At 70.9% G+C, this 13,250-nt stretch carries 12 protein-coding genes; 9 read left to right on the top strand and 3 right to left on the bottom strand.

The window, feature by feature from the left end:
• Position 1: 1 nt before the first annotated feature.
• The 3 genes from H4696_RS14385 to H4696_RS14375 form a co-directional block, all read right to left on the bottom strand.
• Positions 2–1,450 carry a non-reducing end alpha-L-arabinofuranosidase family hydrolase gene (locus H4696_RS14385; RefSeq protein ID WP_086856408.1) on the bottom strand — a complete coding sequence of 483 codons (1,449 nt, stop codon included), beginning with the start codon at positions 1,448–1,450 and terminating at the stop codon, positions 2–4.
• A gap of 103 nt (positions 1,451–1,553) precedes the next feature.
• The gene (locus tag H4696_RS14380; RefSeq protein WP_086856407.1) at positions 1,554–2,936 is read right to left on the bottom strand and encodes a glycoside hydrolase family 10 protein; all 1,383 of its coding nucleotides are present in this window, start codon (positions 2,934–2,936) and stop codon (positions 1,554–1,556) included.
• Positions 2,937–3,074: 138 nt separating this feature from the next.
• On the bottom strand, positions 3,075–4,088 hold the full coding sequence (locus H4696_RS14375) for a PaaX family transcriptional regulator (protein WP_086856406.1): 1,014 nt from the start codon (positions 4,086–4,088) through the stop codon (positions 3,075–3,077).
• Between the two features lie 119 nt (positions 4,089–4,207).
• Here H4696_RS14375 and H4696_RS14370 point away from each other — a divergent pair, with 119 nt between their 5' ends.
• The 9 genes from H4696_RS14370 to H4696_RS14330 are packed head-to-tail and all read left to right on the top strand — an operon-like array spanning position 4,208 to position 13,249.
• On the top strand, positions 4,208–5,125 hold the full coding sequence (locus H4696_RS14370; protein ID WP_086856405.1) for a transporter substrate-binding domain-containing protein: 918 nt from the start codon (positions 4,208–4,210) through the stop codon (positions 5,123–5,125).
• Complete coding sequence (locus H4696_RS14365) at positions 5,122–5,997, top strand: amino acid ABC transporter permease (protein ID WP_086856404.1); 876 nt, start codon at positions 5,122–5,124, stop codon at positions 5,995–5,997. The genes H4696_RS14370 and H4696_RS14365 overlap by 4 nt, the downstream gene beginning before the upstream one ends.
• The gene (locus H4696_RS14360; protein ID WP_086856403.1) at positions 5,994–6,779 is read left to right on the top strand and encodes an amino acid ABC transporter ATP-binding protein; all 786 of its coding nucleotides are present in this window, start codon (positions 5,994–5,996) and stop codon (positions 6,777–6,779) included. The genes H4696_RS14365 and H4696_RS14360 overlap by 4 nt, the downstream gene beginning before the upstream one ends.
• On the top strand, positions 6,776–7,915 hold the full coding sequence (locus tag H4696_RS14355; protein ID WP_086856402.1) for a CapA family protein: 1,140 nt from the start codon (positions 6,776–6,778) through the stop codon (positions 7,913–7,915). Before H4696_RS14360 ends, H4696_RS14355 begins: the two co-directional genes overlap by 4 nt.
• Entirely contained in the window at positions 7,912–9,150 is a 1,239-nt protein-coding gene (locus H4696_RS14350; protein ID WP_192782310.1) for a CaiB/BaiF CoA transferase family protein, read from the top strand. The genes H4696_RS14355 and H4696_RS14350 overlap by 4 nt, the downstream gene beginning before the upstream one ends.
• Positions 9,147–10,157 carry a 2-hydroxyacyl-CoA dehydratase family protein gene (locus tag H4696_RS14345; RefSeq protein WP_086863045.1) on the top strand — a complete coding sequence of 337 codons (1,011 nt, stop codon included), beginning with the start codon at positions 9,147–9,149 and terminating at the stop codon, positions 10,155–10,157. The genes H4696_RS14350 and H4696_RS14345 overlap by 4 nt, the downstream gene beginning before the upstream one ends.
• Positions 10,154–11,377 carry a 2-hydroxyacyl-CoA dehydratase family protein gene (locus H4696_RS14340; RefSeq protein ID WP_086863046.1) on the top strand — a complete coding sequence of 408 codons (1,224 nt, stop codon included), beginning with the start codon at positions 10,154–10,156 and terminating at the stop codon, positions 11,375–11,377. The genes H4696_RS14345 and H4696_RS14340 overlap by 4 nt, the downstream gene beginning before the upstream one ends.
• A gap of 19 nt (positions 11,378–11,396) precedes the next feature.
• Entirely contained in the window at positions 11,397–12,311 is a 915-nt protein-coding gene (locus H4696_RS14335) for a transporter substrate-binding domain-containing protein (protein ID WP_169735090.1), read from the top strand.
• A gap of 11 nt (positions 12,312–12,322) precedes the next feature.
• On the top strand, positions 12,323–13,249 hold the full coding sequence (locus H4696_RS14330; protein WP_086863048.1) for a poly(ethylene terephthalate) hydrolase family protein: 927 nt from the start codon (positions 12,323–12,325) through the stop codon (positions 13,247–13,249).
• Position 13,250: the final 1 nt, after the last annotated feature.

The following is a 13,250-nucleotide window of genomic DNA, read 5'->3' as shown; positions in this document are numbered from 1 at the left end:
ATCAGCGTTGCAGCGTCAGGACACCCGGCCGCCAGGGCAGCTGGTCGTAGGGGCCACTGGCGGACGGCGACTTCCCTTGGTAGAGCAGCTGGAGGTTGCAGGGATCCACGGTCATCGTCTGGTCGGGGTTGGTGCGGACGAGGTCGCCGTGGCTGATGTCGTTGGTCCAGCTGGCGCCGCTGTTGGCCTTGCCCGCGAAGGGGTTGCTTTCGCTGGTGGCCTGCGGAGTCCACGAGCCGCTGAGGCTGCTTGCCGTGTACGAACGGAAGTAGCGTCCGTTCGCGCCGATGGATTCGACGATCATGAGGTACTGGTTCTGGCCCTGGACCTTGTAGACCTGGACGGCTTCGAACAGGTTGTTGGTGGAGTCGCTCATGACGGTGGTGTAGTTGGAGCCGAAGCTGCCGGGGAAGTTCCCGATGGGCATGCTGGCTCGGTAGATCTTTCCGTTGTCACCGGCGAAGAAGAGGTACATGTTCGAGCCGTCGGCGATGAGCGTCTGGTCGATCGGGCCGGTGCTGGAGCCGGAGATGCTGCCGGTGAACAGCGCTTGCGGCGAGGACCAGCCGTTGGGGTTGGTGGGGTCGCTGGAGGTGCGGTAGATGAACGGCCACGCGCCCCATTGGTAGGCGAGTACCCAGATGTTCTTCGGTGCGAAGTAGAACAGGGTGGGCGCCACCGCGCTTTGGCTCATGCCGGTCTGCCCGGCGGAGGCCATGTCGGACCAGTTGGTGAACGGCGTGAAGGCCATCGAGCCATAGGTGGAGCCGGAGACGTTGGACGCGTAGACGAGGTGTTTTCCGTTGTAGACGACGTTGGTGAAGTCCTTGAGCGAGACCCAGCCGTTCTTGGGCTGGGCGAGGACGCCGGTCGAGGACCAGCGGTAGCTCGACGGCAGCGAGCAGCTGCTGCCGCCGGTCGTGGTGGTGGTCGGCGTCGTCGTCGGGGTGCTCGACAGGCCGGTCCATTTCTGGTTGCTGGCCCCGGTGCAGGTCCAGAGCTGCACCGCCGTGCCGTTGGCGGTCCCGGCGCCGGTGACGTCCAGGCAGAGCCCGGACTGCACCGCGACCACGGTGCCGTCGGCGTTCACGCGCCACTGCTGGTTGGCGCCGCCGTGACAGGTCCAGATCTGCGGCCGGGTGCCGGCGGTGGTCGCGCTGCCGGGTACGTCCAGGCACTTGCCGCCGAACACCGTCAGCTCGCCGGCCGACGTCGACGTCCACTGCTGGCCGGAACCGCCCCAGCAGTCGTAGATCTGCACGGCCGTCCCGTCGGTCTGGCTGGCGTTCGGGACGTCCAGGCACCGGCCCGACCCGGTGCCGCGCAAGGAACCGGTGACGTCGGCCGAGGCCGCGCCGGCTCCCAAGGTCACCGCCGAAACGACGGCCGCCGCGACGGTCGTCGCGGCGGCGAGTGCCGCGAACCTGCGGCCGGTACCTGCTTCGTTCATGAGGACCTCTCCTGGTCAGGGCACTGTTATCGCTAACATTTCGGCGCTGGGGAAAGGGGCTCGTTCACCGGTGAGTCCCGGCGAACGAGCCCCTGTCACCCCCTCAGGAAGTGCTGCAACTGACGCTGGGCCAGTTCCAGTTCCCGTTGTGCTGGATGGTGACGCCCCAGTTGTTGCCGTTTCCGTTGGGCGTCGCGACGAGGACCTGGCTGCTCGGCCACGTCGCGTTGATGTTCCAGGTCGCGCTGATCCGCGCGGGACTCGGTACGGTCATGGTGACCGTCCACGAACTGGCGCCGCTCACCGAGACGTTGAGGTTGTACCGGTCACTCCACGACTGTCCCGCCGACAGCGAGGCGGTGCAGCTGCCGCCGCCCGGCGTGGTCGGGGTCGTCGTGGGCCCCGTCGGTGTCGTCGTGGGGCCCGTCGGGGTCGTCGGTGTGGTGGTCGTCCCGCCGCCGGAGTTGAGGACGTTCAGCACCGAGTTGTACGCGGCCTTCTTGTTCCCGTTGCCGTCGAACAGCAGGGGACTCTCACTGGAGCGCCACGAGTCGCTGTCCCGCACGCCCCACACGGTGATGCCGACGCAGCGCGCGACGTTCATGCACGCCTGGGTCAGCGCCGCGTACTGCGAAGTGTTCGCGTTCGTGACGTCGACCTCGGTCAGCGCCACGTCGACGCCGAGCGCCGCGAAGCTGGAGATCGTCGTCTGGAGGTTGCTCGGGACGGAGCTGCCGCCGGTGAAGTGGGCCTGCAGGCCGACGCAGTCGATCGGCACGCCGCGGGACTTGAAGTCCTGCACCATGCGGTACACGCCCTGGGTCTTGCCGTAGTTCCAGTTGTCGATGTTGTAGTCGTTGTAGCAGAGCTTCGTCGACGGGTCGGCCGCGCGCGCGGTCTTGAACGCGACCTCGATCCAGTCGTTGCCCGTGCTCTGCAGGTTCGACGAGCGGCGGCTGCCGTCCTCGTTGAAGGCTTCGTTGACCACGTCCCAGTAGGCGAGCTTGCCTTGGTAGTGGGCCATCACCTTCTGGATGTGGTTGATCATCGCGTTGCGGAGTGAACTGCCGCCCATGTTCTGCATCCAGCCCGGCTGCTGGGCGTGCCAGGCGAGGGTGTGGCCGCGGACCTTGGCGCCGTGGCCGACGGCCCAGTTGTAGATCTGGTCGCCGGAGGAGAAGTTGAACTGGTTCTGGTTGGGCTCGGTCGCGTCGGGCTTCATCTCGTTCTCGGGCGTCACCATGTTGAACTCGCGCGAGGCGATCGAGGTGTACGTCGAGTCGTTGAGCCGGCCGGCCGCGATGGCCGTGCCGAAGTACCGGCCGGACTGCGCGGCCGCGGCACCCAGAGTGCTGGCGGCGGCGTCGGCGCCGGGCGCGGTGACCAGGACAGCGGCCGTCGCGGCCACGGTGGCCACTCCGGCCAGTGCCCTGGTGGCGGGTGATCGCCACCATCTGCTGCGCGGGCTCGGCGAACTTCCTGCCATGGGTGGTCTCCTTAACGGCACGCATCGACGGTGTTGCTTACCGTCAGCAGAAGAACACGGTTCAGCGCCGGTCCGCAAAGAGTTTCGATCGACTTTCGAGCCCACGTGGCCGTTCGGACGACGCGGGAAGTGCCGCCCTTACCGGCGCCGTGCGTCGTCCAGGCGGCGCGCCTCGGCCGCCTGCTCGAACGGCGTGTCGCCGGCCGGGTGGCGGTCGCCGAGCCCGGCGAACAACGCGGCCACCTTGACCGAGTCGTGGTGGGACGCGAACTCGGCCAGCGCGGGGTCCGTGGCGGCCAGCACCTGGCGGAACCGGAGCTCGGCGAGCGGGCCGAGCCGGTCGTAGATCTGGAGGAACACCTTCTGGGCCCGGTCGCGCGCCCAGTCCGCGGGCAGCAGTTCGGCGGGCAGGTCGGGATCGGTCTCCGGGAACCGGCGCCAGTCCACGCGCAGCTCGGTCCGGGTGCGCAGCGCCTGCGCCGGGCTGATCAGGCCGGCTTCCAGCCCGGTGAGCACCTGCTCGTAGCGCTCGACGAACTGCCCGTACTCGCGGGCCAGCGGTTCGAGGTCGAACGCCGTGACCGCCGCGGCCGACCCGGGGACCTCGGTGGCGCGGAAGACCGTCGCGCTGCGGAGGCCGAGCTCGTCCAGCGCGGCCAGCGCCGGGCCGGTCAGGTCGTGCGGGCTGACCCAGACGCCGTCGTAGAGCGCGGCGAAGCGCAGGACCCGCAGTCGCGAGCGCAAGGCCGTGCGCAGCCCGCGGTCCTGCTCCGGCACGGAAAAGGTGACCACCGTCCACCGGCCGTCCCACTCGGGCGGGGTGGTGCCGAAGGTCAGCATCCGGTGCGTGCGCTCGATGATCACCTCGGACGTGCGGGCGGGGATGCCGTAGGCCGTGGTCCGTCCACTGCGCGACACGGTCAGCAGGCCGCGGGCGGACAGGCGGCGGATCGCCGCCCGCGCGCTCGCCGGGCTGATGTCGAACTCGCCGAGCAGCTCGACCAGCGCGGCCGAGGGGATGTGCTCGTCGCGCCAGTACCAGAAGTCGCCGAGCAGGGACGTCAGCAGCAGCTGCGGTTCGGCGCCCTGCTGTGCGCGGGGCAGCGGGCCCGAGGGCGTCGCTGTCATCGCTTGCCCACTGCGGGTGTCCATGGCCTCCATGGTGGCAGTGCCGTCCAGGCGGACGCATCGAGGGGTTGAATCACGCGACACATCATGCGACGATCGGCACTCGATTAGCAACCTATTGCCTTCCGTAGGAAGTAACCGACATGGGTTTCTCACTTCGTCAATGGCGTCGAAGCACGCTCGCCGCGGTCGCCGCGGGACTCGCGCTGGCCGGGTGCACGGTCGACGACGGCCCCGCCGCGGCGCCCACCGCCGCGGCCCTGACCGCCGACCAGGCGCTGCACGACCAGCTGCCGCAGGCCGTGAAGGACTCGGGTGTCCTCCGGTTCGCCGGCGACTCGCACCCGCCGTACCGCACGGTCGGCCCGGACGGCAAGACGGTGACCGGCATCGACCACGACTTCCAGCAGGCGCTCGGCCAGCTCTTGGGCGTGCGCACCGAAACCACCATCGTCAGCGGCCTGCCGGCCGCGCTGCAGGGCATGCTCAGCGGTCGCTACGAGGCTTTCAACGGGCCGGTCAAGGCCACGGCCGAGCGTGAGAAGCAGTTCGACACCGTCACGTGGATGACCACCCGCACCTCCTACGTGATCCCCGAAGGCTCCCCGGCCGGCATCAAGCGGGCGGACGACCTGTGCGGCAAGCGCGTCGCGGTGGTCACCGCCAGCGTCGTGGAAGACCAGCTCGCCAAGCTGTCCGCGTTCTGCGAGAAGCAGCAGCGCCCGGCCGTGCAGGTGGTCGGGCTCGACGACACGAACGCCACCCTGCTGGCCGCGAAGTCCGGGCGCGCCGAAGCCGCCGGGATGACCCAGGCCGCCGCGATCGACGTCACCACCCAGCAGAAGGGGCAGTACGAATACGTGACGCAGACCGAGGAACAGGGCGCCACGAAGGACAACCTCGCGCTGTACACCCCGAAGGCGGGCAAGCTCGGCCCGGTCCTGCAGAAGGCGTTCGAGGAGCTGTTCCGCAACGGCACCTACGCCCGGATCATGAAGCAGTGGGGCCTGCAGGACGTCACGGTCCCGGCGCCGATCTTCGACGCGGCGTCGGCGAAATGACCGCGGTGTCCACTGTGGAGGAAACCACGCCGGTCCGCGACGACGTCGCCGGGGCCCGCGGCCGCTTCCGCCCGCTGCGCTGGCTGTTCGTGCTCGTGCTGGCGGTGCTGGCCGCCCAGCTGATCGTCTTCCTGATCGGCAACTCCCGCTTCCAGTGGGACGTCGTCGTGAAGTACCTGTTCGAGAAGAGCGTAATGGCGGGCCTGGGCACCACGGTGCTGCTCGCGGTCGCGGCGATGGTGCTCGGGTCGCTCGCCGGCGGGGTGGTCGCGGCCATGCAGCTGAGCGGGTTCGGGCCCGCGCGGTGGGTGGCGACGCTGTGGGTCGGGCTTTTCCGCGGCATCCCGCCATTGGTGCAGCTGATCTTCTGGTTCAACCTCGCTTACCTGCTGCCGAAGCTGTCGATCGGCATCCCGTTCGGCCCGGTGTTCGGGACGTGGGACGCCAACTCCGTCATCACGCCGCTGACCGCCGCGGTGATCGGGTTGTCGCTCGTCGAATCGGCCTACCTGGCCGAAATCTTCCGCGCCGGGGTCTTGTCGGTCGATCCCGGCCAGCGCGACGCGGCCCGCGCGATGGGGTACCCGCCGGGCCAGACGCTGCTGCGGATCGTGCTGCCGCAGGCGATGCGCGTGATCATCCCGCCCGCGGGCAGCCAGTTCATCAACGTGCTCAAGGGCACCGCGCTGGTGTCGGTGATCGCGATGTCCGACCTGCTGCACTCGGTGCAGGTCATCTACAACCGCACCTACGAGATCGTGCCGATGCTGCTGGTCGCGTGCTTCTGGTACCTGGTCGTCGTCACGGTTCTCACCGCCGGGCAACGCCGGCTGGAACGCCGCTTCTCCCGTGGCCACCGGAGTGCCCGATGAGCGCGCCGGTGCTGCGGATCAGCGACGTCCGCAAGGAGTTCGGCGCGGTGACCGCGCTGGCCGGGGTCAGCCTCGACGTGCACGAAGGCGAGACGGTGGTGGTCATCGGGCCGTCGGGGTCCGGCAAGTCGACGCTCGTCCGCTGCGCCCACCAGCTCGAACCGATCGACGGCGGCGCGATGTACCTCGACGACGAGCTGCTCGGCCACCGCCGCTCGCCGGGTGGCCTGCGCCCGCTGACCGAGCGGCGGATCGCGGCGCAGCGGCGCCGGATGAGCATGGTCTTCCAGCAGTTCAACCTCTTCCCGCAGTTCACCGTGCTGCGCAACGTGACCGACGCGGCGATCCGCGTCCACGGCCGCGATCGGTCCACTGTGGAGCGGGAGGCCCGGGAACTGCTCGAGCGGATCGGGCTGGCCGGGCGCGAGGACCACTACCCGCGCCAGCTTTCGGGCGGGCAGCAGCAGCGCGTCGCCATCGCCCGCGCGGTGCTGGTCCGGCCGCGGATCATGCTGTTCGACGAGCCGACCAGTGCCCTCGACCCGGAACTGGTCGACGAAGTGCTGGCCGTGTTGCGGAACCTCGCCGCTGCGGGCACCACGATGGTCGTGGTGACCCACGAAATGGCGTTCGCGCGCGAGGTCGCCGACCGGTGCGTGTTCATGGAAGCGGGCCGGATCGTCGAGGAGGGCCCGCCGGCCGAGCTGTTCACCCGGCCGCGGACGGACCGGCTGCGTGCCTTCCTGTCCCGCCATCTGTCCGAAAAGGAAGGTGTCTCGTGATCACTGTCGGCGCCGTCGGCGACCTCATCCTGGACGAGCCCGACCCGGAGTTCTTCCTCGCCCCGGCGGCGCCGGTGCTGAAGGGGATGGACCTGGCGATCGGCCACATCGAGGTCCCGCACTCCACCACGGCGGTCCAGCACAGCACCGACGTCCCCGCGCCGCCCGCGGACCCCGCGGCGCTGAAAGCGGTGGCCGAGGCCGGGTTCGCGGTGGCCACCCTGGCGGGCAACCACGTCATGGACGCCGGTGACGGGGGACTGGCCGACACCATCGCCTACGCCCGCGCGGCGGGCATGCTGACGACCGGCGCCGGGCCGGACCTCGCGCAGGCCCGGCGCCCGGCGATCGTGGAACGCGGCGGCCTGCGCATCGGCGTCCTGTCGTACAACTGCGTAGGCCCACGCGAGTCCTGGGCCACCTCGCGCAAGCCCGGCTGCGCGTACGTCCACGTCCTGACCCACTACGAACTCGACCACGCGAGCCCGGGCGGGCCGCCGAAGATCTACACCTTCGCCGACCCGGACAGCCTGGACGCGATGGCCGGCGACGTCCGCCGCCTCCGGGCCGAGGTCGACGTCGTGATGGTGGCGCTGCACAAGGGCGTCGGGCACACGCCGGTCGTCGTCGCGATGTACGAGAGCCCGGTCGCCCGCGCGGCGATCGACGCCGGGGCCGACGCGGTGTTCTCCCACCACCCGCACATCATGCGCGGCATCGAAGTCCACAGAGGACGGCCGATCTTCCACGGCCTGGGCAACTTCGCCACCGTCACCCACGCCTTGACGCCGGGGGCGGGCGTGGGCGCGGACGAACTGCGCGCGTGGGCCGAACGACGGACGAAGCTCTACGGCTTCGCGCCGAACCCGGACATGCCGTTCTTCCCGTTCCACCCGGAAAGCCGCAACACCGCCATCGCCTTCTGCCGCTTCGACGAGACCGGGCTGCGCGAAGCGGGTTTCGTCCCCTGCTGGGTCGACGACCAGGGGCGTCCGGTCCCGGTCGGCGGCACGCCGGAAGGCGAAGCCGTGGCGAAGTACATCGAGGACATCACCCGCGGCGCGAACCTCAACGGCCGGTTCACCACCCGCGGCACCGAAGTGCTCGTCGATCTCACCGAGGGGGTTCCCGCATGACCGACCAGCCACTGGCCGGCCGCACCGTCATCGACCTGACCACCGCGCTCGCCGGGCCGTACGCCACGCTGCTGCTCGCCGGGCTCGGGGCCACCGTGATCAAGGTGGAAAACCCGGCCACGGGCGGGGATTCGTCGCGCAACAACGCGCCCTACGTCGGCCGCGACGGCCTGAACCTCGCCCGCCGGCACGACGACGACCTGTCGGTGTCGATGCTGCTGCGCGGCCGCAACAAGCTCAGCGTCACCCTCGACCTGAAGAACCCGCGCTCCCGCGCGGTGTTCACCGACCTCGTCCGCGACGCCGACGTGCTCGTCGAGAACTACAGCCCGGGCGTCACCGACCGGCTCGGCATCTCCTACGACGACGTCCGGGAAATCAACCCGCGGCTGGTCTACACCTCGATCAGCGGGTTCGGCGCCCAGGGCGGCCCGGGGTCCGGCAAGGCGATGGACTCGATCATCCAGGCGCTGAGCGGCGTGATGCTGACCGCCGGCGAGCCCGACGAGGGCCCGGTCCGCTTCGGGCTGCCGATCGGTGACCTCCTCGCTCCACTGTTCGCTGTGGTCGGCACGGTGTCGGCGCTGCTGCAGGCCGAGCACACCGGCGAGGGCCAGCACGTGGACGTGTCGATGCTCGGTGCGCTGACGTCGCTGGTCGCGTGCGAGCCGTTCGACGCCTTCGACGCGGTCGGCCTGCCGCAGCGCACCGGGTCGATGGTGCCGCGGCTGGCGCCGTTCGGGATCCTGCCCGCTTCGGACGGTTACCTCGCCCTCTGCGCGCCGACCGACGCCTTCGCCCACGGGGTCCTCCGCGCGATCGGCCGCCCGGAGCTGGCCGACGACGACCGCTACCGCACGCGCGACCAGCGGGTCCGCGCCGCCGACGAACTGCACGGGCTCATCCGCGAGTGGTGCCGGGTGCGGCCCCTCGCCGAGATCCTCGCCGCGTTCACCGCCGAAGGCGTGCCCGCGGCCGAAGTCCGGGAGCCGCGCGACGCCATCCGGGACCCGCTGGTCCTGGCGCGCGAAGAGGTGGTGCCGCTGCGGCACCCGCGGCACGGGGACGTCGCCGACCTGGCCGGGACCGGGGTGCCGATCCGCTTCTCCGCCGCCCGCGTCGCCCTCGACCGGCCCGCGCCGGGGCTCGGCGAGCACAACGAACACGTCTACCGCGAGCTGCTCGGCTACACCGAAGAGCAGCTGGCGGAGCTGGTCTCGGAGGCCGTGATTTGAGCACCGTCGGGTATGTCGGCGCCGACGTCCCGGTCGAGCTGATCACCGCGGCCGGACTGCGGCCCCGGCGCCTGACCGGGAACCCGGGCGAGGACAGCGCGCTCGGCGACCGCTACCTCGGCCGTGGCGTCGATCCGGTCGCCCGGTCGGTCCTGACGCGGATCCTCACCGGCGCCTACGGGCCGCTCGAAGCCATCGTGGTCTCCCGCGATTGCGAGGCGTCCTTGCGGCTGTTCTACGCCTTGCGCGAGCTGCACCGCGTCGAGCCGGAGCTGGGGTTGCCGCCGGTGCGCCTGGTCGACGTCCTGCACCTGCCGCACCACACCACCACCCGGTACGTCCACGCGAAGATCGCCCAGCTGCGCGAGTGGCTGGGGCAGTGGCGGCCCATCACCGACGACGACCTCGCCGCGGCCATCACCGCGCACGACACCCTGCGGCGGTCGCTCGGGCGGCTCGCCGACCTGCGCCGGGCCAACCGCTTGAGCGGCACCCGGTTCCTCGAAGTCGTCGCCCGGACCACCGCATTGCCGGTCACCGAGGCCATCGCGCTCGTCGACGGCGTATCCGCCGACCCGCGTGAGACCGAAGGGGTCGGGCTGTTCCTCACGGGAAGTTCCCACGACGGCCCGGCCGTGTACGAAACCTTGGAGCGCAACGGTTTCCTCGTCGTGGGGGAGGATCACGACTGGGGCGAGCTGCTCTTCGCCCGCACCTGCGCGGCGCCGACGGAACTCGCGCTGGCCGAGCGCTACCAGTACAACGGCCCGGCCGCGGCGCGCGCGTCGATCCGGCAGCGGGCCGCACACACCGCGTCCGCCGCGCGCGCCTGCGGTGCCGAGATCCTGTTTTCCTACGCACGCATCCACGACGACGCGCCGCCGTGGGACTTCCCGGAGCAGCGGGCCGCGACGGGACTGCCGGTGGTCCTGGCGGAGCGCCAGCCGTACGGCGAGCTGACGCCCGAGGCGCTGGCGGCGCTCGTCCCGGCCGGAGCGGCGGCATGACGGCCCGGCTGGCGTCGGCGACCACCGCGACCGCCTACCAGCGCGAGTGGTTCGCCCGGCTGCGCGACGAGGGTGGCCCGCTGGCACTGGTCAACGCGGACGCGCCGCAGGAGATCTTCCGCGCGATGGGCATCCCGTACGTGGTCAACCAGTGGTGGGCCTCGATCGTCGCCGCGAAACGCCAGACGCAGCGCTACCTCGGCCTGCTGCGCGACCGCGGCTACCCCGACTACGTCGAGCAGTACAGCGCCACCTCGCTCGCGTCGGCGTTCGAGGATGATCCCGGCCAGGCGCCGTGGGGCGGGCTGCCGAAGCCGTCGATCGTGCTCGGCGAGACGACCGGGGACGCGTCCCGCAAGATCTTCGACGTCTGGGACGCCCAGCCCGGCGTCACCTACTACCCCCTGGAAAGCGCGGCGGAGAACGAGGTCCCGGAGCGGTGGTGGGAGCTGATGCCGCACCGCTGGGAAGAGGCGATCGGCAGCGACCGGCTCGACCTGCTGACCGGCGAGCTGACCGGGCTGATCCGGTTCCTGGAGCAGACCACCGGCCGGGTGTTCTCCGAGACCCGGTTCCGCGAAGTCCTGGACCTGGTCAACGAGCAGCAGGAGTGGAACCGCCGCACGCGCGACCTGATCGCGGCGGCCCGGCCGTGCCCGATCGCCGTCACCGACGGCATCCCCAGCGTCATGGTGCCCCAGTGGCACCGCGGCACCGCATGGGCGCGCGACGCCGCGCGCGCGTTCCACGACGAGGTCCGCGACCGGATCGACGCCGGTGTCGCGGTGTGCCCGGACGAGCGGCGGCGGCTGATGTGGATCGGCCGCGGGCTGTGGTTCGACCTCGACTTCTACCGGCGGTTCCAGGAGTCGCACGGCGCGGTCTTCGTGTGGTCGATGTACCTCGCCATCGCCGCCGACGGCTACCTGCGCTACGGCGACGACCCGCTGCGGGCACTGGCCGCCCGCTTCGCCGCCTTCAGCGACCAGCTGTACACGCCGCCGTGGTCGGCGGAGTGGTACGTCAAGGAAGCCCGGCACCACGGTGTGGATGGCGTGGTGCACCTCGTTTCCGACGACGCCCGCGGCAGCTACTTCACCACCCGCGCCCTGCGCGCGGCGGGCATCCCGGTGCTCGAACTGCACGCCGACAACGTCGACGCCCGCACCGGCGACGGACTGACCGCGCGAATGACCGAATGGCTCGATGCCCTGATGTGACCGTCCGAAAAGGAGTCTTGTGCGATCTTCACTTCGCCGACGAAGCCGGAGTGCGATCCTCGCGGCGGCCGCCTTCGGGCTGGCCGCCACCGGGTGCACGGTGGGTGGCGGCTCCCCGAGCCTGGCCACCGGGACGAACCTCCCGGTGGTGCCGGCCTTGCACGACGCCCTGCCGCAGGCGATCAAGGACGCCGGGGTGCTCCGGTTCGCCGGTGACTCCCACCCGCCCTACCGCACGGTGGCGCCGGACGGCACGGTCACCGGGATCGACGCCGACTTCCAGGCCGCGCTCGGCCAGGTGCTCGGCGTCAAGACGCAGACCCTCGTCGTCGCCGGGCTGCCGGCCGCGCTGCAGGGCATGCTGGCCGACCGGTACGACGCGTTCAACGGCCCGGTCAAGGTCACCGCCGAGCGCGAGAAGCAGTTCGACACGATCACCTGGATGACCACCCGCACCGCCTACGTCTTCCCCACGGACTCGACGGCCGGGATCGCGCGGGTCGAAGACCTCTGCGGCAAGCGCATCGCGGTGGTGACCGCCAGCGTCGTCGAAGAGCAGCTGAACAAGCTGTCCCGGTTCTGCACCGACAGCAAGCGGAAAGCAACGCAGACCGTCGGCCTCGACGACACCGACGCCACCCTGCTGGCCACCCGCTCGGGCCGTGCGGACGCCGCGGGGATGACCGAAGCCGCGGCGATCGACGTCACCCAGCGGCAGGGCGGGAACAAGTACGTCACGCAGACCGAAGCGCAAGGGGCGAGCAAGGACGATCTGGCGTTGTACGTCCCCAAGTCGTCCGGCCTGGGCCCGGTGCTGCAGAAGGCGTTCGAGGAGCTTTTCGAGAACGGCACCTACGTCGGGATCATGTCCCGCTGGGGGCTCAACCAGGTCGCGGTGCCGAAGCCGGTCTTCAACGCTGCCACCCCACGGTGAAAGGACGTTCGATGGGACACGCCTGGCTCAAGCCCGCCCTGGTCGCCGCCGTGACCGCCCTCGTCGCGGTGACCGCCGCGACGGTGCCCGGTTCCCCCGAGGCGGAGGTCGCGGCCCCACCCGCGCCGCCCGCGGCCGCGGTGTTCCACCCGGTGGTCCGCGAACCCGCGGCCCGGACGGGGGACTACGCCGCCGAGTACACCGTCTACCGGCCCGCCGACCCGGACCGGGTGCCCGGCCGGCTGCCGGTCGTGGTGTTCGGCAACGGCGCGTGCCGGCACACGAGCAACGACGAGCTGCTCACGCTGGAGACGCTGCTGGCCGCGCACGGGTTCGTCGTCGTGGCCGTCGGCGGGTTCGACGAGCCCGCCCTGACCGAGAACGGCAGCCCGCAGCCGAAGGTGATCACCGATGCGCTCACCTGGGCGGAACGGGAGAACGACCGCCGGGGGAGCGCGCTGCGGAACAAGCTCGACACCCACCGGATGGGCGTCACCGGGCACTCCTGCGGCGGCATCGAGGCCCTCGTCGCCGGCGCGGATCCGCGGGTGAAGTCGGTGCTGTCGCTCGACAGCGGGTTCTTCGCCGACGGCACCCTCGGCTACGGCCGGGAAAACCTGGGGAAGCTGCACACGCCCGTCCTGTTCGCCGATGGCGGCCCCGCCGACGTCGCCTACGCGAACAGCGGCGCCAACTACGACCTCGTCACCGTCCCCGCGGTCCGGGTGACCAATCCCGCCGCCGGGCACACCGGGTTCGTCTACGGCCAGCGGGACGGCAATCCCGACCCGGCCATTCGCGAGGAAGCGGTGCGCGTGCTCGTGAACTGGTTCGACTTCACCCTCAACGGAAACCGGACCGCGCGCGGCTACTTCCTCGGCGTGGGCTGCGGTCTCTGCGCCACGCCGGGCTGGACCGTCACCGCCAAGAACTTCTGAC

The sequence above is a fragment of the Amycolatopsis lexingtonensis genome (genome assembly GCF_014873755.1).
Lineage (GTDB): Bacteria > Actinomycetota > Actinomycetes > Mycobacteriales > Pseudonocardiaceae > Amycolatopsis > Amycolatopsis lexingtonensis.
This window is presented reverse-complemented; position numbering and strand designations above follow the sequence as displayed.

Coding starts and splice junctions, on each gene's coding strand:
- H4696_RS14350 (WP_192782310.1), top strand. CDS start 7,912: ATGACCGACCAGCCACTGGCCGGCCGCACCGTCATCGACCTGACCACC.
- H4696_RS14385 (WP_086856408.1), bottom strand. CDS start 1,450: ATGAACGAAGCAGGTACCGGCCGCAGGTTCGCGGCACTCGCCGCCGCG.
- H4696_RS14360 (WP_086856403.1), top strand. CDS start 5,994: ATGAGCGCGCCGGTGCTGCGGATCAGCGACGTCCGCAAGGAGTTCGGC.
- H4696_RS14365 (WP_086856404.1), top strand. CDS start 5,122: ATGACCGCGGTGTCCACTGTGGAGGAAACCACGCCGGTCCGCGACGAC.
- H4696_RS14375 (WP_086856406.1), bottom strand. CDS start 4,088: ATGGACACCCGCAGTGGGCAAGCGATGACAGCGACGCCCTCGGGCCCG.
- H4696_RS14380 (WP_086856407.1), bottom strand. CDS start 2,936: ATGGCAGGAAGTTCGCCGAGCCCGCGCAGCAGATGGTGGCGATCACCC.
- H4696_RS14370 (WP_086856405.1), top strand. CDS start 4,208: ATGGGTTTCTCACTTCGTCAATGGCGTCGAAGCACGCTCGCCGCGGTC.
- H4696_RS14340 (WP_086863046.1), top strand. CDS start 10,154: ATGACGGCCCGGCTGGCGTCGGCGACCACCGCGACCGCCTACCAGCGC.
- H4696_RS14330 (WP_086863048.1), top strand. CDS start 12,323: ATGGGACACGCCTGGCTCAAGCCCGCCCTGGTCGCCGCCGTGACCGCC.